At 46.4% G+C, this 19877-nt stretch carries 18 protein-coding genes and 1 pseudogene; 3 read left to right on the top strand and 16 right to left on the bottom strand.

Annotated elements, in window-relative coordinates; translation table 11 throughout:
- Positions 1 to 131: 131 nt before the first annotated feature.
- Positions 132 to 887, top strand: a pseudogene (locus FRZ06_06800) (hypothetical protein).
- Between the two features lie 311 nt (positions 888 to 1198).
- Here FRZ06_06800 and aroF read toward each other — a convergent pair.
- The 8 genes from aroF to trpE all read right to left on the bottom strand — a co-directional run bounded on the left by aroF (position 1199) and on the right by trpE (position 8755).
- Positions 1199 to 2008 (bottom strand): 3-deoxy-7-phosphoheptulonate synthase, encoded by an 810-nt coding sequence (aroF, locus tag FRZ06_06805; protein ID QOX63070.1) that lies wholly within the window; start codon positions 2006 to 2008, stop codon positions 1199 to 1201.
- 6 nt (positions 2009 to 2014) lie between these two features.
- Positions 2015 to 2788, bottom strand: a complete 774-nt coding sequence (locus FRZ06_06810; protein QOX63071.1) for a tryptophan synthase subunit alpha — start codon at positions 2786 to 2788, stop codon at positions 2015 to 2017.
- Positions 2781 to 3965 (bottom strand): tryptophan synthase subunit beta, encoded by a 1185-nt coding sequence (gene trpB, locus FRZ06_06815; GenBank protein ID QOX65864.1) that lies wholly within the window; start codon positions 3963 to 3965, stop codon positions 2781 to 2783. Before trpB ends, FRZ06_06810 begins: the two co-directional genes overlap by 8 nt.
- 66 nt (positions 3966 to 4031) lie before the next feature.
- Entirely contained in the window at positions 4032 to 4733 is a 702-nt protein-coding gene (locus FRZ06_06820) for a phosphoribosylanthranilate isomerase (protein QOX63072.1), read from the bottom strand.
- Positions 4734 to 4762: 29 nt separating this feature from the next.
- Positions 4763 to 5608, bottom strand: coding sequence for an indole-3-glycerol phosphate synthase TrpC (gene trpC / locus FRZ06_06825; GenBank protein QOX63073.1), 846 nt, complete (start codon positions 5606 to 5608; stop codon positions 4763 to 4765).
- Positions 5605 to 6648 carry an anthranilate phosphoribosyltransferase gene (gene trpD, locus FRZ06_06830; GenBank protein QOX63074.1) on the bottom strand — a complete coding sequence of 348 codons (1044 nt, stop codon included), beginning with the start codon at positions 6646 to 6648 and terminating at the stop codon, positions 5605 to 5607. The genes trpC and trpD overlap by 4 nt, the downstream gene beginning before the upstream one ends.
- A 44-nt stretch (positions 6649 to 6692) precedes the next feature.
- Positions 6693 to 7289 carry an aminodeoxychorismate/anthranilate synthase component II gene (locus tag FRZ06_06835; GenBank protein QOX63075.1) on the bottom strand — a complete coding sequence of 199 codons (597 nt, stop codon included), beginning with the start codon at positions 7287 to 7289 and terminating at the stop codon, positions 6693 to 6695.
- Positions 7286 to 8755 (bottom strand): anthranilate synthase component I, encoded by a 1470-nt coding sequence (gene trpE, locus FRZ06_06840; GenBank protein ID QOX63076.1) that lies wholly within the window; start codon positions 8753 to 8755, stop codon positions 7286 to 7288. Before trpE ends, FRZ06_06835 begins: the two co-directional genes overlap by 4 nt.
- A gap of 609 nt (positions 8756 to 9364) precedes the next feature.
- Here trpE and FRZ06_06845 point away from each other — a divergent pair.
- On the top strand, positions 9365 to 9970 hold the full coding sequence (locus FRZ06_06845) for a dienelactone hydrolase family protein (GenBank protein ID QOX63077.1): 606 nt from the start codon (positions 9365 to 9367) through the stop codon (positions 9968 to 9970).
- Positions 9971 to 10004: 34 nt separating this feature from the next.
- Here the strand turns inward: FRZ06_06845 and FRZ06_06850 are convergent, their stop codons facing one another.
- On the bottom strand, positions 10005 to 10835 hold the full coding sequence (locus tag FRZ06_06850) for a class I SAM-dependent methyltransferase (GenBank protein QOX63078.1): 831 nt from the start codon (positions 10833 to 10835) through the stop codon (positions 10005 to 10007).
- 27 nt (positions 10836 to 10862) lie between these two features.
- Positions 10863 to 12269 carry a PLP-dependent aminotransferase family protein gene (locus FRZ06_06855; protein QOX63079.1) on the bottom strand — a complete coding sequence of 469 codons (1407 nt, stop codon included), beginning with the start codon at positions 12267 to 12269 and terminating at the stop codon, positions 10863 to 10865.
- Between the two features lie 276 nt (positions 12270 to 12545).
- Between FRZ06_06855 and FRZ06_06860 the strand changes: the two genes are divergently transcribed.
- Entirely contained in the window at positions 12546 to 13445 is a 900-nt protein-coding gene (locus FRZ06_06860; GenBank protein ID QOX63080.1) for a DMT family transporter, read from the top strand.
- Positions 13446 to 13566: 121 nt separating this feature from the next.
- Here FRZ06_06860 and uvsE read toward each other — a convergent pair whose 3' ends face one another.
- The 6 genes from uvsE to FRZ06_06890 form a co-directional block, all read right to left on the bottom strand.
- The gene (uvsE, locus tag FRZ06_06865; GenBank protein QOX63081.1) at positions 13567 to 14481 is read right to left on the bottom strand and encodes a UV DNA damage repair endonuclease UvsE; all 915 of its coding nucleotides are present in this window, start codon (positions 14479 to 14481) and stop codon (positions 13567 to 13569) included.
- Positions 14459 to 15139, bottom strand: a complete 681-nt coding sequence (locus tag FRZ06_06870; protein ID QOX63082.1) for an ABC transporter ATP-binding protein — start codon at positions 15137 to 15139, stop codon at positions 14459 to 14461. The genes uvsE and FRZ06_06870 overlap by 23 nt, the downstream gene beginning before the upstream one ends.
- Positions 15132 to 16343: an ABC transporter permease gene (locus FRZ06_06875; GenBank protein ID QOX63083.1), complete on the bottom strand. Its 1212-nt coding sequence runs from the start codon at positions 16341 to 16343 to the stop codon at positions 15132 to 15134. Before FRZ06_06875 ends, FRZ06_06870 begins: the two co-directional genes overlap by 8 nt.
- 50 nt (positions 16344 to 16393) lie before the next feature.
- The gene (locus FRZ06_06880) at positions 16394 to 17635 is read right to left on the bottom strand and encodes an HlyD family efflux transporter periplasmic adaptor subunit (protein ID QOX63084.1); all 1242 of its coding nucleotides are present in this window, start codon (positions 17633 to 17635) and stop codon (positions 16394 to 16396) included.
- A gap of 257 nt (positions 17636 to 17892) precedes the next feature.
- Positions 17893 to 18918 carry an electron transfer flavoprotein subunit alpha/FixB family protein gene (locus tag FRZ06_06885; protein ID QOX63085.1) on the bottom strand — a complete coding sequence of 342 codons (1026 nt, stop codon included), beginning with the start codon at positions 18916 to 18918 and terminating at the stop codon, positions 17893 to 17895.
- 155 nt (positions 18919 to 19073) lie between these two features.
- A complete protein-coding gene (locus FRZ06_06890; GenBank protein ID QOX65865.1) occupies positions 19074 to 19862 on the bottom strand; it encodes an electron transfer flavoprotein subunit beta/FixA family protein in 789 nt (262 codons plus the stop codon).
- Positions 19863 to 19877: the final 15 nt, after the last annotated feature.

A 19877-nucleotide genomic window follows, 5' to 3' on the forward strand; every position in this document is an offset into this window, starting at 1 on the left:
GGAAATATATGAGTTGTTTCGGTGGCAACATATCGCCGGACCTCTTTCAAAAATGCTGCAATGCTAACCAGCTCTGTGAATTTAGCGGGAATTTAAGTGACGTTTCATCCGAACCTATTTTTGTTCAGAAGGTGTATGACGCGGTACTTTTTAACCTTCAAGGGCTGAAAACTGTGACCAATCAGTGCTTTTCACCTGCAATACCCAGGGGGCACAGAATCAGAAGGGTCATAGACATTCGCTGCAAGAGGTTCTTTAATCCGCTAAATGTGGAAGACCCGTCAAACCTCACACTGGACGTCAATACAACCATTTCAGGTGCGTCGTTCATTCAGGACGCACATTGCGAACCCATTCGCGTGGTTGGCCCCGACGGTACATTTTCTGAAAAGGTTCTTTATGCAGATACAGAAGAATGCGATGAGAAATGCAAAGGGACTCCGATTTTCGGTACCCAAAACATCGCCATCACCGGAGACGTATTGGTAACAATTGATTTACTGTTGAGTGACAGAAATGACCGCGAGGTCGTATTCAGTGTCTGTGCCAACGTAAATATTGCCGATGATCGAAATCCGCTGGTGCTCACCAACTTCTTTGAGCTCTGCATGCCTTCCACGAAAAACAGTGCATTTCTGCCACGTTTTGGTGAGTTCTGTAATCCGGCCTGTGAAACCAGACTGGCTACAAACAGCATAGGAAGAGATATCACGATCTGTCCTGATGGTACAATCAAGGCAAATCTGATCGTCGCATTATGCGTTACATGTGAAAAGAAGATTGTGGTTCCGGTGCAGCTTTGCGTATTATCGACCGGATTCGTTCAATTGGAGCCTCAGGTATCCGCAATCTGTGCAACTTTCCCGTCACTATTCCCGAATCAGATCAGAGAAAGCGACACACGGGAAAACTGCGGGGACGTTGATAGTGAAAGAGATATCTGCGACACGGTCTGCGATGTCTGCAATGACGACCGACGCGGCGGCAGACCAAGAAGACGATAAAAAAAATAGTGTCGTACGCGACACTATTTTTTTCCAGCCCCTTAAAGACGTGCTGCACTGTTTCAGTCTCCGTCATAAATGCTGCGGTACTTTTCCAATACCGCAGCATTTTGCTGTCTTTAAAACACAATGAGCGACTCATTCTGACAGGGTACCCAACTGAATTGAGCTCACCCTTTTTCTTCAGTCAGTTCTCAGCCCAGCCTTTTCTTCTCAAAAAAGACTCTTTGGCGAATGTCTTGCATCAGTACGTCGAAATCCTCCGGGCTCAGAGATTGATCCCCATCAGACAGGGAATGCTGCGGGTCAAGGTTCACTTCGATCATCAGCCCGTCTGCGCCCACCGCCACTGCGGCTTTGGACAGAGGGCCCACCAGGCTTCTGATTCCCGCCGCGTGGCTCGGATCAACAATAACCGGAAGATGGGTTCTTTCTTTTAATAGCGGTATAGAAGACAGATCCAGTGTATTTCTAGTCATGGTCTCAAAGGTTCTGATACCCCGCTCGCATAGGATGACCTGTTCATTCCCTTCTGCCAGGATATATTCCGCGCTCATCAACAGTTCTTCAATGGTATTGGCCAAGCCCCTTTTCAGCAGGACTGGTTTTTTGCAGCGTCCCACTTCTTTCAGCAGATCAAAATTTTGCATATTTCTGGCACCGATCTGTATGATATCGATCTCCTCAAGCAGCGGCAGCTGTGTCTGATTCATGATCTCTGTAATGACAGGCAAGCCCCTCTTTCTCTTAGTCTCAAGAAGAAGGCTCAGTCCCTCTTCCTGTAATCCCTGAAAGGAATACGGCGATGTTCTGGGCTTGAAGGCTCCCCCCCTGAGTATGGCTGCACCACTTGCCATCACGGACTGTGCCATACCGTCAATTTGTTCTCTGCTTTCCACTGAGCAGGGCCCTGCTATGACGGTGAAGTATCCGTCACCAATGACCCTCCCGCCAGCGTGAATCAGGGTTCTTTCTCTCGTTTCTGGTTTTAATGCAAACAGCATTTCAAATCACCCCCCGATGGCAGCTTTCATAGATTTCACGTATTCATAGAGATGAGGCCCTGCTGCTTCTCCATATTCTTCGATGATTTTTACGATAGCACTGCCGACGATGACCCCATCAGCCATGCTTCCAATCTCTCTGGCCTGGTCCGGATTGCTGATGCCGAAGCCCACTGCTGCAGGTACATCTCCTGCCTCTTTTGCTAATCGTATCATTTTTTGCAAATCCGTTCTGATTTCGCTGCGAACTCCTGTTACTCCCATGGAAGAGACAACATACAGAAACCCTTTCGCTTCGGACGCAATCTGTCGGATTCGCTGATCAGAGGTTGGCGCGATTAGAGATATGACATCCACCTCATAATTTTCCGCAATTTCGTCCAGCTCCTGTTTTTCTTCAAAGGGCAAATCAGGTATGATGATTCCATCAATACCGAGCTTGCGGCATCTTTCAAAAAACCGCTCGTAGCCATATTTGAACACCGGATTGAGATATGTCAAAACTACCAGCGGAATGCTGCTTTCTTTCCGTACAAGCTCTACGAGATCAAAGATCTTATCCGTTGTAGCGCCTGCTGTCAAGGCTCTGATATTCGCCTTCTGTATGACACTGCCCTCTGCCACCGGGTCAGAAAATGGAATCCCGATTTCAATCAGATCAGCGCCGCCTTTCACCATCTCCAAAATAAATTCGCAGCTCTTTTCAATGGAGGGATCCCCTCCTGTCAAAAATCCGATAAACGCCGTACCGTTTCCAAATGCTTTTCTGATATTACTCATTGATTGCTACCCCCCTATATCTTGCGATGGATGCAACATCCTTATCTCCTCTTCCCGAGAGGCATATGATAATGATTTGATCCCGACTCATCTGACCTGCAATCTTCCTCACATGAGCAACGGCGTGAGCGCTTTCAATGGCGCAGATGATCCCTTCTGTGCGTGCCAGATATTCAAAGGCATCCACCGCTTCATCATCAGTAACCGGTACGTACTTTGCTCTTCCTGCATCATAGAGGCTTGCATGTTCCGGCCCAATTCCGGGGTAATCCAGCCCGGCTGAAATGGAATATACCGGTGCAATCTGTCCGTACTCATCTTGGCAAAAATAGGATTTCATCCCATGGAAGATGCCAAGACTGCCTCTGGCAATGGTCGCGGCATGCTCCTGGGTGTCTATCCCCTTGCCTGCGGCCTCGCAGCCGATTAATGCCACTTCCTCATGGGGAATAAATTCATAGAAGGCTCCCATCGCATTGCTTCCGCCGCCTACACAAGCGATAACTGCATCCGGGAGTCTGCCTTCCTTTTCCAGAATCTGCTCCTTGGCTTCCTTTCCGATGACACTCTGAAAATCCCGCACGATCATAGGAAATGGATGGGGTCCCATCACCGACCCAAATACAAAATGGGTATCGTGCACCCGGGTGGTCCATTCTCTCATGGCTTCATTGACAGCGTCTTTTAAGGTCATGGTACCGCTTGTAACAGGGTGAACCTTTGCTCCCAGAAGCTCCATGCGGTAAACATTCAGCGCCTGACGCTCTGTGTCCTCCTTCCCCATAAAGATTTCACACTCCATTCCCAGAAGCGCTGCAGCCGTTGCCGTTGCTACGCCATGCTGGCCAGCTCCCGTTTCCGCAATAACTCTGGTCTTTCCCATCTTTTTTGCGAGAAGTGCCTGCCCCAGTACATTGTTAATCTTATGGGATCCTGTATGGTTCAGGTCCTCTCTTTTGAGATAGATTTTTGCACCGCCCAGTTCCTCGGTCATCTTCTTTGCATAATAAAGCAGCGAAGGCCGCCCTGCATATTCACGAAACAATTGATCAAGCTCCTGATTAAATTCCGGATCATTTTTATATCGTTCATAGCTCTCTTCAAGCTGGATCAATTCGTTCATCAGTGTCTCCGGGACGTATTGCCCCCCATGGACACCATATCTGCCCTTTTTCATCTTCATCCTTCCCTTCCATATCCTTATCATATTTCCATCGGCACCTTCAAGCTGCTTGCAATTGCTTTACATTTGTCTCATTGACTGCCGCACCCGCGCCACGATATCAATTATTTTCGATTGATCCTTCAGTCCATCCGTTTCCACTCCGCTGCTCACATCCACCGCATAAGGGCTTAATGTTTTTACTGCATCCTCCACATTGCCTGGATTAAGTCCTCCCGCAAGAAAGAACGGTTTTTTGTTTTCATTTCCTGCTGTTCCCGCCTGCAAAACCAGACTCCAATCAAAAGTTTTCCCCGTACCGCCTGACCCGTTGTCCAGCAGCAGATAGTCAGCTGCGCTGCCCTGCATGGCAGTGATATCTTCCGGACGTTCCACCCGGATGGCTTTTATAACCGGGAAGCAATTGACTGCTTCTGGTAGATCTGATGAACCAGCTGTCTCCTGTAAGGCATCACGAATGGATATCTCTGAAAGTTTCTGTTTCAGTGCTCTGATATAAGTTTCATCTTCATTGCCATGCAACTGCACCAGATCAATGATTCCGCCCCGGGTAAGACTTATCGGAATCTCAATGGGAGCATCAACGAAGACTCCTACGACTTTGATCCCAGGGTTGAGTAGTCTTCTCAGTACGGCGGCGGTTTCAGGGTTCACCCTGCGTCTGCTGTTTGCAAATACAAATCCGATATAATCCGGCCTTGCCTCGTTGACAAAGCCCATATCTTCCGGGCGAAAGAGCCCGCATATTTTTATTTTCGTCATACGCCTTTCCCTCTCATTATCTCGCAGCTTTATTCTTCTCCTGATTCGCCTCTCAGTTCTGAAAGCATCCTCTTTTTATCGCTGCTCCTCATCAGGGTCTCTCCGATGAGGACTCCGTTGACGCTGTGGCTTTTCAATCTCTTGATCTCCGCCGCAGTTTTGATGCCGCTTTCCGATACAAATAATATCGAGTCGGGCACAAGCTTTCTCAGCCGGATGCTGGTTTCCAGATCAACCTCAAAGGTCTTGAGATTTCGATTGTTGACCCCAATAATCTCCGCGCCTGCATTGACTGCCATCTCAGCTTCAGTCTCCGTATGGGCTTCAACAAGAGCGGACAAGCCAAGCTGCTTCGCAATCTGCAGACATTCCTTTAGAAAAGGCTCCTCCATCAGTGCACAGATCAACAGGATGGCATCTGCACCCAGCAGCTTGCTTTCGTAGATCTGGTAAGGATCTACCGTAAAATCTTTGCGAAGGATAGGTAATTTTACGATTTCTCTAATTTCTTTCAGATATTGGCCGCTGCCGAGAAACCAGTATGGTTCTGTGAGCACCGAGATGGCTGCAGCTCCTGCTGCTTCATATTCCGCGGCGATTTTGACATAGGGAAAGGTTTCGTCGAGGACACCCTTTGACGGTGATGCTTTTTTCACCTCGCAGATAAAGGACATTTCCTCGCGGCTTAATGCTTCTTGAAACGGGAACAACGGTTCCTGATCGCACGTGGCTTCCATGGCCTGCGCTAAGCGCACTTCTGCTCCTGTGCACATGGCCTCAGCTTGCCGGATCACCTCAGAATAGGACTTGATCTGTTTCTGCTCTATAACCCGCTCTCTGGTTCGCTCCGCTATTACACTGAGAATATCCTTCATGAGAGTACCTCACCTGAGGAACGGTTAAATTCATTTGAAAGTGCGATCAATGCGTTGAGTTTCTGGATCGCAGCTCCGCTGTCTATCATTTCTTCGGCCAGCACTCGGCAGTCTTGCAGGCTTGCTCCCTTTCCCGCTGTATAAAGAGCCATTGCCGCATTCATGATCACAACGTCTCGTTTGGCACCGCGTTCAATTCCCTCCAGAATGGCTCTGGTGATCTGCGCATTTTCCTCGGGCGTTCCGCCCAGCAGAGCATCCCGGTCGCTTCTGTTCAGTCCAAAGTCCTCCGGTGTTACCGCGTACCGCCTCAGAGTTCCATTATCGATTTCCACCACAATGGTCTCCGCGGTGAGGGTTGCTTCATCCAGCCCGTCGCCTCCGTGGATGACCATGCCCCGCTTTACACCCAGATTAGATAGGACCTGCGCCAAAGGAACAGCCAGCTTTTCATCATAGACTCCCATGAGCTGCAGATTTGCCGCCGCAGGATTGGCAAGGGGGCCTAAAATGTTGAAAATGGTCCTGATCCCCAGTTCCTTCCGAACCGGCGCGGCATACTTCATTGAATTGTGATAGAGCTGAGCAAACAGGAAGCAAAGGTTGATTTCTTCCAGCATTCTGCTGCTTTGCTCAGAGGTAAGCTGTATGTTGACTCCCAGCTTTTCCAGAACATCTGCCGCTCCGCTTCTGCTGGATACGCTTCTGTTGCCATGCTTTGCTACCGGCACACCGGCTGCTGCGACCACAAAGGCTGTGGTGGTTGAAATATTAAACGTCCCCGCCTCATCTCCTCCAGTGCCGACAATATCCATCACAGGATCGGCGCCGCGGCTTACAGGAACAGCTTTATCCCTCATGACAGAAGCGCATGCAGTGATCTCATCAATACTCTCCCCCTTCATCCTCATAGCAGTCAAAAAGGCTGCAATCTGTACCTGTGTCGCTTTCCCTTCCATGATCTCTTCCATTGCCATTTTGGCGGTATCAAAATCCAGATCTTTTCCGGATATTACTTTTTGTATTGCATCTGTTATCATTCTTCGTTCCCTCCACAAACATGAGATTATTTGCTCAGCGAGAGCTAGCAATTGGGCTCCCCTGATGAGCAATCGCTCAGGCGGATAAAATTTTTCAGAATCGTTCGGCCTTGGGGAGTCAGGATAGATTCAGGGTGGAACTGAAGTCCGTAGACGTCATGCTCCCGGTGCTTTACTGCCATGATCTGCCCGTCTTCCGACCGTGCTGTTATGGTGAGTTCCTCCGGCATCGTCTCTTCCAACGCCGCCAGGGAGTGATATCTCGCTCCTTCAATTTCTTCCGGCAATCCTTGAAACAGCTTGCAATCCGTATCCACCTTCATCAGGGACTGTTTTCCGTGCATTAAGGTTTTCGCATAGGATACGGTTGCTCCGAAGGCTTCGCAGATTGCCTGATGACCGAGGCACACGCCCAGAATCGGTATCTTTCCGGCAAAATGCTTCGCTGCTTCAACGCAAATCCCCGCATCTGCGGGCTTGCCGGGGCCGGGAGAAAGAAGAATAGCCTCGGGTTCTAGTGCTTCGATTTCTTCTAAAGTCACTGCATCATTTCTGATGACTCTGATATCGGGCTGCAGAGATCCGACGAGTTGGTAGAGATTATACGAAAAGCTGTCATAATTATCAATCAATAAAATCATCGTCCAAATACCTCCCCTGCACTGACCAAGGCGTTTACTACTGCCCTGGCTTTATTGAGACACTCCTGATATTCCGTTTCCGGTACGCTGTCAGCCACAATTCCGGCGCCGGAGCGGATGAATACCTTACCGTTTTTTTTGTATGCGATCCTGATGGCGATGCAGGTGTCCATATTGCCGGTGAAATCGATATATCCGATGGCACCTCCGTAAATACCCCGCTTGTTGTTTTCCAGCTCATTGATGATCTCACAGGCTCTGATCTTCGGTGCTCCCGACAAGGTTCCCGCAGGGAGAACTGCATCCACTGCACTGAGTGCATCTTTGTCTTCCCTGATCTGTCCTTTTACGGTGGACCCGATGTGCATTACGTGGGAGAACCGTTCAATTGTAAGGTATCTTTCTACTTCTACCGTTCCAAACCTGCTGATTTTGCCGAGATCATTTCTTCCAAGGTCCACCAGCATGTTGTGTTCCGCCAGCTCCTTGGGATCGGACAGAAGTTCCTGTTCCAACAAGAGATCCTCTTCGTCAGTTTTGCCTCTGGGCTTCGTTCCTGCCAGCGGGAAGGTGTAGAGTACACCATCCTGCAGCTTCACCAGCGTTTCCGGTGATGCCCCTGCGATTTCGATGTCCTCACCGGAAAAGTAGAACATATAGGGAGAAGGGTTGGTGGACCGGAGTACACGGTAGGTGTTTAAGAGGCTGCCTTCAAACTCTGCTTCCAGACGATTGGATAGAACCACCTGAAAAATATCACCTTCCTGAATGTACTCCTTGGCTTTTTCTACCATGGTGCAATATTCCTCTTTGCTGAACAGAGGCCGGAATTCGGATTTCAATTCAGCAGGGTAATGCTCTGTTGCTGCCGTATCCTGAATCAGCCTTACCATCTGATCCAGCTCCAGCATGCCTTTTTTATAATTTGTTTCCAGTTGGTTCGTCATGATATTGGTGATAAGGATGATCTTCTGCTTCAGGTTGTCATAGGCAATTACTTTATCAAACAGCATCAGGTCAACATCTTTAAAGTTTTCTTGATCCTCTGCATCAAGCTTCAGTGAGGGTTCGCTGTACTTGATATAATCATAAGAGAAGTATCCAACCAGGCCACCGGTAAAAGGCGGGAGATAGTCCAATCTGGGGCTTTTATTTTCCTCGATGATCTGCCTTATCATTTTTCCCGGATCGCTGGTTTCTATATTGATTTCCGTTCCTGCACTGACCTTTAACCGCCCGTCGGTACAGGTCAGCTCCAACCTTGGATCATAGCCCAGAAATGTATATCGCCCCCATTGGGCAGGGCTTTCCAAACTCTCCAGCAGATAGCAGTGTTGGCTGATGCCTTTGAGAATTTTCAATACCTCGATGGGCGTTTTCACATCGGAATAGATTTCACGGCTCAAGGGAATTGCTTTGTAAGCTTCCTCAAATTCCCTTGCCTCTTCTAATGTTGGTCTTACCATATCCTTTCCTCCTTTTGCTTCATTGCCAAGGACGTCAGAATAACAAAAAACCCGTCCTCAACAGAAAATACTGTCAAGGACGAGTTCTAAATACAAAAAACCCGCGGTGCCACCTTGCTTTATGGAAATAAATCCACACGCTTTACAGGATACCAACATATCCCCGGCAACTTACGTATGCCCTCACGTCGCAGAATACTCGGATGCCGAATCCGGTTACCCGGACTCTCGCCTGATCAGCTCCAAGCCGATACAGCCTTTGACTGCGCCCTCAGTGGTCCATTTAACAAGCTGCGTTTACCGGATCTCAGCAACCCCGGCTCTCTGTGAATGCACGATTTGTTTTTATCTCCACTTCAACGGTTTGATCATTATTAATTTTGTTTATTATATGCACATTTTTTTTGGCTGTCAATAGATATTATGATTTTTTATTTTTTTGTTGATATTAATTTGTTTGTGTTGTTTATGTTTATCATCTAAAAATCTATATATTTGATACCCAGCCTTTTAATTTAATTGTAGTATTCAGGATGACACGATATAATATCTTCTAGTATACCATTGGGATAAATTCACGGTTGCAGCTATTTTGTCTGAGAGGAGCATCTGTTGATTCAGAATCATACCGCTGGTGCGGCAATAGTCGTTTTTCACGAAATATATGGCAAGAATCAGCATATTTCAAGGGTCTGCGAGCAGTACCACAACTTGGGATATGATGTCTATTGTCCGGATCTGCTTGATGGAGCAGAGGCTTTTCCATATTCTCGGCAGCAGGAAGCGTATGAGCATTTCAAAGCGAACATTGGATTTGATGTTTTTGAGAATTATGTACAGCTGCTGTCAAAGCTGAGGCCAAAGTATCGGTCCATTGTTCTGATCGGCTACAGTGTAGGCGCAACCATTGCCTGGCGGTGCTCAGCTTCCGGACTTTGTGACGGTATGGTCGGATACTATGGTTCCCGAATCCGCGATTATCCCGAAGTCAAACCAAAATGCCCGACCCTTTTAATCTTTGCAGAAAATGAACCGAATTTTGATCCCCGTAATTTGGCACGCACTTTAGGACACAAAAAGTATACTTCCATTGTTACCCTGGGCGGAAATCATGGGTTTTGTGATCCGTACACGATCAATTACACTCCTTCTTCAGCTGCAAAGGCGGAGCTGCTTACGGACGAGTTTCTTGACAGAATTAAAGCCGGAAGCTGATCATCATACTGCAACGCTGCGGGTAACGTTTTTCTTATTTCTCCAAAAGAATTGCCATGGTTAGGCTATCGTTATCATAAGACTTCCCTGCCACATCACTGAAGATTTCATAATGTTCAAATCCCGCCGCTCTCACTTCCTTCAACAATGCCTCTTTCGAAAAGTAACAATTCCAGATATAATATGTCGTAAAATCCTTCTCGGTAACAACAGTGGTTTGCTCCAGCGTCACATCATCAGAATAGTGATACTGCTCACAAAGCTCCAGGTATTTCCCCTCGCGCCAAAAGCCCCCTCTTTCATAGACGTTCCAGGTTCTTAATTCACGAAACTCACGATACTTTACCATGGTAAACACATCCAGCAGCAGTTTTCCACCCGGCTTCAGACTCTGATACAGCTTCTTTAGGATATTTGCTCTGTTTTCAGTTGACAATGCGCCGTAATCGCAATAAATAAAGGTGACCAAATCAAACCGGTTCTCATAATCCATCGTTAAATAATTCTGATATACGTATGTGATGTTAAGGTTTTGTTTCTCTGCAGACACCTTGGCATATTCTATGGACCCCTTAGAAAAATCAATCCCAGTTACGTTATATCCAGCCTTCCCAAACCGTTCCGCATATAATCCAGGACCGCAGCCTGCGTCCAGCAGTTCTGGAAACTGGTGGGACGGGATCGTTTCGCAGATCCATTTTACCGACTCTTCAATAAAGTCCAACTTCCGGCTCGCTCCCTCGAAATTAGGATCAAGATGGGCTTTAAGCAGCTGCTTCGAAATATGTTCCTCTGTCCAAAAATTAACTTCACTTTGTTGATAAAGTGAAGGATGCTTCACACATGTAAAAAAATCTTGATTCATCTCAATACTCCTCTCGTAAATAAAACATCAGTAGTGCTCCTCTAAAACTTCTTTTAAAATCTCTAAACCTCTTTCCATATCATCATAACACAGTGAGGCATATCCTAAAATAATCTGACTTGAGTGATTGCCTTTTACAATTGCATGCTTTTCGACCGGAACCACATATATACCACGGTTCAAGAGCTGCCGAATCGTTTCCTCAGGAAATGAACCCCCTACAAATTCAGCCACAATGTGCATGCCTGCATGAAATCCATACACGGTTACGTTATCTCCAAAATATTTGCGTAACAGCGCAAGCAAATGATCTCGTCTGGATAGATACACTTTTTTCATTCGACGAATGTGGCGTTCCATCTCCCCGCTTTCCAGAAACCGCATCAGTGCAAGCTGATAGATGGAATTGGAGTGATGATCCGCAAGCCGCTTCCATTCCCGGATTAAGGGAACCAGCTTATTCGGCACAACCAGATAGCCTAGGCGCAGGGATGGGAACATGGTCTTGCTGAAGGTGCCTGCATGAATCACATATTTCGAATCAAATTCATACAAGGAGTTTGCAGGAAGCCCTTGATAGGTAAATTCACTGTCATAATCATCTTCCAGGATATAGCACCCGCTCTTCCTCGCAAATTCGACGAGTTCAAGTCGGCGTTTGATGGGTAAAATCCCACCCATAGGGAATTGGTGGGAAGGGGTAACAAAAATCAACGTCGGTTTTCTATCTCTTGGAAACAAATAGGGCGTGATCCCATGCTCATCTACACTGAAGGGAATGATTTTGTTCGTATGGTACAAAAAAATCTGTTTTACATTTTCATTGGTGGGGTCTTCAATCCAAACTTCACTTTTGTCATTCAGCAGGGATTTTGCCACCAGGGTCAATCCTTGTTTTGTGCCTGATGTGATGATAATCTGCTCTGGTCTGCATTCAATTCCGCGGGTACGTTTGAGATATCCCGACAAAGCTTCTCGAAGCTCTGGCCTGCCCTGAGGATCGTCATATCCCAAAACAGATGCCGGTGCCTCGTTTAATGCTTTGGCGGCGGCATGATTCCACTTGCTTCTTGGAAACAAATCCAAAGCAGGAAGGCCGCTGTCAAAGTTGATCAACTCATTTGGAAGTGTCATATCAGACAGAGAGGCTGCGATTGAATCCCCAATCTGCACCGGCTGTTTTACCCTCGAAATTTCAGGACCAACATAAAAACCAGCACCGGGTAAGCTATAGAGGAATTCCTCAGAAACAAGCAGTTCATATGCAGTCAGCACGGTATTTCGGGCAACGCCTAAATCCTTTGAGAGCTCGCGGGTTGACGGCAGCCTGTCACCTGCTTTCAATAGCCCTGAAACTATTTTTTTTCGAATTTGTATATAGATTTGTTTTGTAAAAGAACGCTCATGAGTTCTGTCAAGTTCTATAAACAACATCTGAATGCCTCCCCTCAGACTGGCTCAAATAAAATCATTTATAATTGGTTCTTTTCTATACCGATTGCTTGTGGTCAAATTATATAAGAAAATATTGGTATTTGCAAGGTAGGACGATAGTGAATATGAGATGAGAATATGAGTGTGAGACAAGATTATGGAATGCGAGACGAATTTATGAATGCGAGACGAATTTATGGAATGCGAGACGAATTTATGAATGCAAGGCGAATTTATGAATGCGAGGCGAATTTATGAATGCGAGGCGAAGAAAATATGAGATTTAAAACGAGCTTTCATATGGATGCGATGATTACGATTCTATTCTGGTCGCTGGCTTACGTGCTGACAAGACTGGCACTGCAGTATTTTACTCCCTTTTCTCTGGGTTTTCTCCGATATTTCATTGCGTCCTGTACCCTTTTAGCCGTTGCCTTGATTACAAAAATGAAATTACCCCAGAAACAAGATTTGCCGTGCTTCATCCTTGCTGGAGCCTTAGGATTTTTCCTCTATATGATTGCTTTTAATCAAGGACAGCGTACTGTTACGGCCGCCACTGGAAGCATTGTAATTTCTACCGTACCAGTACTGACAGCTTTCCTTGCGCAAATTTTTTATCAGGAAAGACTGCACTATATTCAGTGGCTTGCCATAGTGATCGAATTGATCGGCGTAGCAGTTCTAACCTTGATGGATGGTGTCTTATCCATCAACACAGGGCTGTTTTGGCTGTTTCTAGCGGTTCTCTTCCTGAGCCTATACAATCTCCTGCAGCGCAAGCTAACAAAAAAATATACTGCATTGCAGACTTCTGCATACAGCATTTTTTTCGGCACGATCCTTCTTGCCCTCTTTGCACCTTCTTCTATAAAGGAGGCATCTCATGCTCCTGGCATCCAATGGGTATATCTTGCTGTCCTGGGAATCTGTTCAAGTGCGGTTGCATACGCTTTTTGGTCGAAGGCTTTCTCAAAGGCTGAGCAAACCTCACAGGTCAGCAACTATATGTTCGTAACACCCTTTTTAACAAGCCTTTTAGGTTTTCTCATTGCAGGCGAATTACCTGAGCGATCCTCCCTCGTTGGCGGAGCAATCATTATAGCCGGTTTCTTCCTGTTTATCTTTGGCGAGAAACTGTATGGAGCAATACAAGATCAAAAGGATGCGGCTTAATTTTTCAGAGGTTAACAAGTGGGGGTAGTTTTTAAATGAGAACCTTCAGAAGAAAAGAAAGTAATCGGACGCGGCCAGATAGGGATTCCCTTACTTTCCTTGCTCATTCTTTTTCAAGATCCTATATGCCCTTACTTTCTGGAGAAATGAGCTGAATGCACTTCACAGCGGATAGATTCTTGTCCTTTACCTCCAGCATAACATCCAAATCATGGGATCGGATGGACTCATAGTATTTCACGAATTCAGATGTTTCAATAGTCTGAGAATGGGAGCCTGGCTTTTTTCCGTCCTCCTGCTGTGAATAGTGAATTTTCTGTCTCCCGTCAATGTCCTTCCATGTGCTTTTACACGCTTCAATCCAGAAAGAATCATTCTTGGATGGATCAGAGCAGTTGATTCGGTTATGGAGGTGATCATATACCACTGGGATTCCCAGCTTCAACCCCAATTCCAGAACATCGCTGATTGTATAAGATTTATCATCATTCTCCAGTACAAGTCTTGCCTTGATTCCATCATGAAGCAATTTATAGTTCTCTTCAAAACGCTTCATTGCAGCTTCTTTGTCCCGGTAGATTCCCCCCACATGAAGGATCAGCTTGCTGTCCGGCGCTGTCTTTAGGACTTCCAGAACCTTGCAATGATATTCAAGATCCTCAACAGCCCGTTTGACTACTGCATTGTCGGGGGAATTAAGAACGGTGTATTGACCCGGATGCAGCGAGACTCTGATTCCATATTCCTTAAGTTTCCTGCCAATCTCCCGGAAGCGTTCCACGAAAAGCAAATCCCATTGTAAAGTATTCACCGGGCTCGAACCGAAAGGAATCAATTCTGAACTGATACGAAACAGGAAAATCTCCTGGGCTTTATTATATTCAATGATGCGATCCAAGACGTCAAGATTATGAGCGATGATTTCCGTTAGCCTTTCTTCATCGGCATTCCTCATGATACAGCTTCTCAGCTGCGTGTTTTCTACTGCTAATGCCTGACAGGCGTAACCAATCCTAATCACTGATAATTCTTCCATCCTTCATTTCTATGATACGATCGCATTTCTGCGCAATATTGCGGTCGTGGGTAACGATCAGAAAAGTGGTACCCATCTCGCGGTTGATCATACGAAGCAGCTCATAAACCTGCTCTGTTGATTCTGAGTCAAGATTTCCAGTCGGTTCATCGGCCAGCACAAGCTCCGGGCTGTTAATCAGCGCTCTGGCAATGGAGACACGCTGCTGCTGTCCCCCAGATAAGTTGTTGGCAGGGTTCATGATCTTGCCTTCCAAACCCACCAGTTCCAGCAGCTCTATTGCATGTTTCTGTCTGTTTTGATTCACCCGACCGGTTTTAATCCATGACGGAAGCAGAACATTTTCCAAAGCATTAAATTCCGGAAGCAGATGGTGAAATTGAAACACAAAACCAATGCTCTTGTTCCGAAAGGCTGCCAGCTCATTTTCACTCATGGAGGAAAGCTCAATCCCGCGAAACTGCAGGCTGCCTCCATCCGGGCGGTCAAGGGCGCCAAGAAGATTGAGAAGCGTACTCTTACCGCAGCCAGAGGGTCCAATGATACAGGAGAATTCCCGATTTCCAATCTTCAGATCCACACCGTTCAACGCTCTTGTTTTTACCACTCCTCCATATTCCTTCACTAGATTTTCCCCTTTTATCAGAAGTTCATCCATTTTTTATCGCCTCCATCGGATTCAGATTTGCAGACCTTCTTGCAGGAAGAAGCGATGCGAGAGAACCAGATACAGTGGAAATACCTCCGATCAGGAGCATACTTCCCCAGCGATAGCTTATTTCCGGTACGCCAGCTCCAAGTCCTGCTAGCTGAAAGAGACTGATCAAAAGAATCCCCAGCGCCGCACCTATAATAGATCCAGCAGCACCTAACAGGAAGCCCTGCATCAGAAAGATCCTGCTTGCGCTGCCTTTCGTTACTCCCATTGCTTTGAGAATTCCGATCTCTTTCGATTTCTGAACCACAGAAACCGCCAGCACACTGGAAATTCCGAGAGTTACCGCAAGAATTACAAAGAACTGTATGGTATAGGTGGAACTACTTTGGCTGGATAGGGCAATCAAAAGCTGCTTGTTCTGCTCCTTCCAGTCAATGATTTCTTCTTCAGGAATGCGGCTCCGCCATGCTTCTGCAATGACATCGGATTGAAATGGATCTTTAAGCTGTATTTCGATGGCAGTGATTCTGCTTTCCATTTGAAAAAGCTTTTGCGAGCGATTGAAATCCATAAAAATTACAGTACTGTTGACTGCCTCATTTTCCAAATCGAAGATCCCAGAGACGAGGAAAGGCACTGGTTCTCCTTGGGCTGTAAACAGATTGATCACGTCCCCAGCCTCTATTCCCAGATCCTTTGAGAGTTTCGTTCCAATTAAAATCTGATTTCCTTCTGCAACACCCTCTCCTGATACGATTCTTGATGTAAGCTCATAAATTTTATCCGCCTTGCTCAGCTGAATCCCTTTTACTTGAACCGATAAATCTTTCCCTGAACTTCGGATCAGTGCTGTGCCTTGAACAAGGGGTGAAAATGCAGTAATATCCGGTTCATCTTGCAGCTCCTCTGCGATCACAGGCCAGTTGATCAAGCCTTTCTCAAGAGCGGTTCTGTTCCCTCGAAGCAAAGACATTTCCTGATTGCTTTGCTCCAGTATTCTGCCGATTTCATCATCCCTGCTTTTAACCGTAATGTGGGCTGCATTACCAATGGTCTCATCAATAAGGCTTTCCTGAAGGCTGGTGATCAAGGTAGAGAGAAATATCTGAACCGCTACGCCCACGGCAATTCCCAGCAGAATAAAAAGCGTTTGGGTCTTTCCGTATTTTAAAAATCGCAATGCAATTTTAAGTTCCAAGTTCATCCCATCGACCTCCTCCTAGGGTCTAATCCCTTTATTTCTTGATCCTGACTTTATTCCTTGATCCTGACTTGCTTTCCGTCATAAATCTCCTTGCCAGGCTTGATTAAAATATCTCCCTCCGACAAACCACTGGTCACTACGATGTTCCCGGAAAGACCCAAGCGGTACGCTATCTTTTTCTTCATTGCTTTCCCATCATCATAAAGGTATATGCTGTCCTCTCCCGCTATGAGGTATTGATTGGGGATCAAGATCACATTTGCATCCTCACTGATGAGGATTTCCACATTCACGGTCAGGTCAGAAGCCTGAAATGAAAAATCTCCCGGCAATCCGATTTGAATTGAGAACGTGCCGGTATTTTCGTTGATCTTCGGAGAGATGACAGTGATGGTTCCTTCCGCAGCAGGCAGCCGGTTATCACCTACTTTTATTTCCGCTTTCATCCCTTTCAGCAAATATGGAAAGTATTTTTCGTCCAGCTCCGTTGCAACATAGCTGCTCCCTGCTTCTCCGATCTCTGCAAGGGCATCTCCGGGATTGATCAATTGCTGTTCTTTCACGTATGTTTTCAAAAGAATGGCGTCCCATGGGGCTGTGATCGTATATTTATTCTTTTCTTCCAGCTTGCTTTCATATGCAGACTGGGCATTCATCATCTGGGAATACGCAGAGCTGCGGAGTGCCCCTCCTTCTCTAAGGGACTCGGCTTTCAAGCTAGCCTTCTTCCATTCCGCAGCAGAAGAATCGTAAGCAGACTTTGCCGACATTCGTTCGCTGTCAGCAATTGCGCCTTCCTGATATAATAGCTCTGCAGCGTTCCAGTCGGCTTCTGCTTTTTTTCGTGCGGTATCTAGTCGTTTCAAATCTTCAGCTGCTGCCTGATATTCATAGTTCACAAGGTTCTCATACTGCGCCTTCTCATCGAGATACACAGATTCTTTCTGTTTCAGTTCATATTCAAGATCCGGACTGTCAATGGATAGAATTACAGCTCCTGCTGAGATAGAATTTCCATCGTCTATTTCAATGTTTTTCACAATTCCGTTGACTTCGGCAACAAGTTTTGTTTCTTTTGCAAGCTGCACCAAGCCCGTTGCCACGATTTTTTCTGTGTATTCCTGCGGTTTTACCGTCAAAGTCTCTTCTCTGCCCATTGCTCCAGATATCAGTTTCGATGCTGCGTATACGATACAGAAGGAAAAAATGAGCAATGCCAGTGACCGGCTTTTTTGTTTCCTGCTCCATTTCAAAGGATTGATAGAAGGAAAAGCTCGTTCTTTACGATCCATAATTATCACCTCACATTTTCATTGTTAATACCCAAGCCAAAAACGCATAATCAATTAACTTCATAGAATTTATGCAGAAAGTTGCAATAAAATGAAAATGACTATCTTTTAAAAATAGTCATTTTCATATTGACCAACTCATTATTTTACTCTCAAATTAGATTCGCGCAATCTTAGTCGTAAGCTAACATTGAAGAAAGGCCGTCTCTCCATGATTCAATCATTTTGAGACGGCCTCTTTGATAACTATTTGTTTTTTACTCGTTAGCAGCCTTGATCTTCTTCAGAGCTTCTGTGAGCTTTGGTACGATGACCTTAACGTCGCCTACGATACCGATGTCAGCTACATCGAAGATTGGAGCGGTATCGTTCTTGTTGATGGCGATAACGCACTCGGAACCTTCCATACCGGCTACGTGCTGGATTGCTCCGGAGATTCCGCAAGCAAGATACAGTTCCGGTCTTACAGTCTTTCCAGTCTGTCCTACCTGTCTGTCCTTTGCTGCCCAGCCAGCATCAACGTTGGCTCTGGAGGAGGAGATGTCTCCGCCCAGTACTTCAGCAAGCTCTTTCAATGTTCCGAAGAACTCAGGTGTGCCGATTCCGCGTCCGCCGGAAACCAGAACCTTCGCTTCTGTGATATCGGACTTCTTGTGGGTTTCTTTTACGACTTCTCTGATCACAACGTTCATGTCAGCAGGTACGAAATCTACCTTGATCTCTTTGATTTCGCCTGTTCTGGCTGTATCTTTCTCAAGACGCTTCATTACGCCGGGTCTTACGGTAGCCATCTGAGGTCTATGGTTTTTGCAAAGGATGGTTGCCATGATGTTTCCGCCGAATGCAGGACGAGTCATGAACAGCAGCTTCTGACCAGGATCTTCGTCATTTGCCTTAAATACATCAATATCCAGCTTTGTGCAGTCTGCGGTCAGACCGGTGTGGATTCTGGATGCTACTCTTGGAGCCAGGTCTCTTCCGATGGAAGTTGCTCCAAACAGTACGATCTCAGGATCGCATTCCTTGATTACGGCTGTCAGAGCTTTTGCATAGGGCTCTGTTACGTATTCAGCAAGCATCGGATCTTCCACATAAACAACGGAATCTGCTCCGTATTCGATGACCTTCTGTGCTTGACCTTTAATGTCAGCTCCAAGCAGGATACCGACAACCTTCTGTTCCAGATCTGCAGCGAGTCTTGTGGCTTCTCCGATCAGTTCGATACCAACCTTAGCGATTACGCCGTCTCTCTGCTCTACGACTACATAAATATCTTTACTCATTTTGAGATTTCCCCTCCTTAAGCTTGTTAAATTCGCCCACAGCTGCGTTTCGCGCCCTGCGTTCGGTGCTCACGTACGAGAAGTACGCTCCGCTCTCACTTGGCCGCATGCCTTGCTGTGAACCAATTTCCCCTGCGCTTTTGCGCTCATTAAAATTAAATGATGTGTCTTTCTTCCAGCTTATCTACAATAATCTGCACCGCTTCATCAACACTTAAGTCAGCATGCTTTGTTCCAAGTCCCTTTGCCTGCTTTGTGAAGGATTTGAATACGTTTGTCGGGGATCCCTTCAGGCCGATGTGAGCAGGATTTAAGGAATCTTTCAGATCTTCAAAACCGTAGGTCTTGATTTCCTTTTCATACGCTTCTACAACGCCTCTGGCATGCATGTATCTTGGAACTGCCAGTTCCTGCAGTGCGGTCAGAAGACAAGGAGTCTTCACTTCAATAATGTGGTATCGATCTTCATACTGTCTCTTAACGACAACCTTATCGCCTTCCACATTGATTTCTTCTGCGTAGGAAACCTGTGGAATCTGGAGGTTCTCAGCAATCTGAGGTCCTACCTGAGCGGTATCTCCGTCGATGGCCTGACGACCTGTGATTACAAGATCATATCCGACCTTCTTCAGCGCTGCGGAAATGATGTGTGCAGTCGCGTAGGTGTCGGATCCGCCGAATTCTCTTGCGGATACCAATACTGCTTCGTCACAACCCATCGCAAGAGCTTCTCTCAGCGCTACATCTGCCTGGGGCGGGCCCATGCAAACAACGGTTACAGTTCCGCCTACTTTTTCCTTCAGCTGCAGTGCAGCCTCGATTCCGGATTTATCATCGTGGTTGATGATGCTCGGTACTCCTTCACGGATCAGTGTATTTGTTACCGGATCCAGCTTTACTTCATTGGTGTCTGGTACTTGTTTTATGCATACAACGATTTTCATCATTTATCTCCTTTC

The sequence above is a fragment of the Clostridiales bacterium genome (assembly GCA_015243575.1).
GTDB lineage: Bacteria > Bacillota > Clostridia > Peptostreptococcales > Anaerovoracaceae > Anoxybacterium > Anoxybacterium hadale.

Excerpts from the sequence above, each read along its gene's own strand:
- aroF (QOX63070.1), bottom strand. The coding sequence starts at position 2,008 with ATGCTGTTTGCATTAAAACCAGAAACGAGAGAAAGAACCCTGATTCAC.
- FRZ06_06810 (QOX63071.1), bottom strand. The coding sequence starts at position 2,788 with ATGAGTAATATCAGAAAAGCATTTGGAAACGGTACGGCGTTTATCGGA.
- trpB (QOX65864.1), bottom strand. The coding sequence starts at position 3,965 with ATGAAAAAGGGCAGATATGGTGTCCATGGGGGGCAATACGTCCCGGAG.
- FRZ06_06820 (QOX63072.1), bottom strand. The coding sequence starts at position 4,733 with ATGACGAAAATAAAAATATGCGGGCTCTTTCGCCCGGAAGATATGGGC.
- trpC (QOX63073.1), bottom strand. The coding sequence starts at position 5,608 with ATGAAGGATATTCTCAGTGTAATAGCGGAGCGAACCAGAGAGCGGGTT.
- trpD (QOX63074.1), bottom strand. The coding sequence starts at position 6,648 with ATGATAACAGATGCAATACAAAAAGTAATATCCGGAAAAGATCTGGAT.
- FRZ06_06835 (QOX63075.1), bottom strand. The coding sequence starts at position 7,289 with ATGATTTTATTGATTGATAATTATGACAGCTTTTCGTATAATCTCTAC.
- trpE (QOX63076.1), bottom strand. The coding sequence starts at position 8,755 with ATGGTAAGACCAACATTAGAAGAGGCAAGGGAATTTGAGGAAGCTTAC.
- FRZ06_06850 (QOX63078.1), bottom strand. The coding sequence starts at position 10,835 with ATGAATCAAGATTTTTTTACATGTGTGAAGCATCCTTCACTTTATCAA.
- FRZ06_06855 (QOX63079.1), bottom strand. The coding sequence starts at position 12,269 with ATGTTGTTTATAGAACTTGACAGAACTCATGAGCGTTCTTTTACAAAA.
- FRZ06_06860 (QOX63080.1), top strand. The coding sequence starts at position 12,546 with ATGAGATTTAAAACGAGCTTTCATATGGATGCGATGATTACGATTCTA.
- uvsE (QOX63081.1), bottom strand. The coding sequence starts at position 14,481 with ATGGAAGAATTATCAGTGATTAGGATTGGTTACGCCTGTCAGGCATTA.
- FRZ06_06870 (QOX63082.1), bottom strand. The coding sequence starts at position 15,139 with ATGGATGAACTTCTGATAAAAGGGGAAAATCTAGTGAAGGAATATGGA.
- FRZ06_06875 (QOX63083.1), bottom strand. The coding sequence starts at position 16,343 with ATGAACTTGGAACTTAAAATTGCATTGCGATTTTTAAAATACGGAAAG.
- FRZ06_06880 (QOX63084.1), bottom strand. The coding sequence starts at position 17,635 with ATGGATCGTAAAGAACGAGCTTTTCCTTCTATCAATCCTTTGAAATGG.
- FRZ06_06885 (QOX63085.1), bottom strand. The coding sequence starts at position 18,918 with ATGAGTAAAGATATTTATGTAGTCGTAGAGCAGAGAGACGGCGTAATC.
- FRZ06_06890 (QOX65865.1), bottom strand. The coding sequence starts at position 19,862 with ATGAAAATCGTTGTATGCATAAAACAAGTACCAGACACCAATGAAGTA.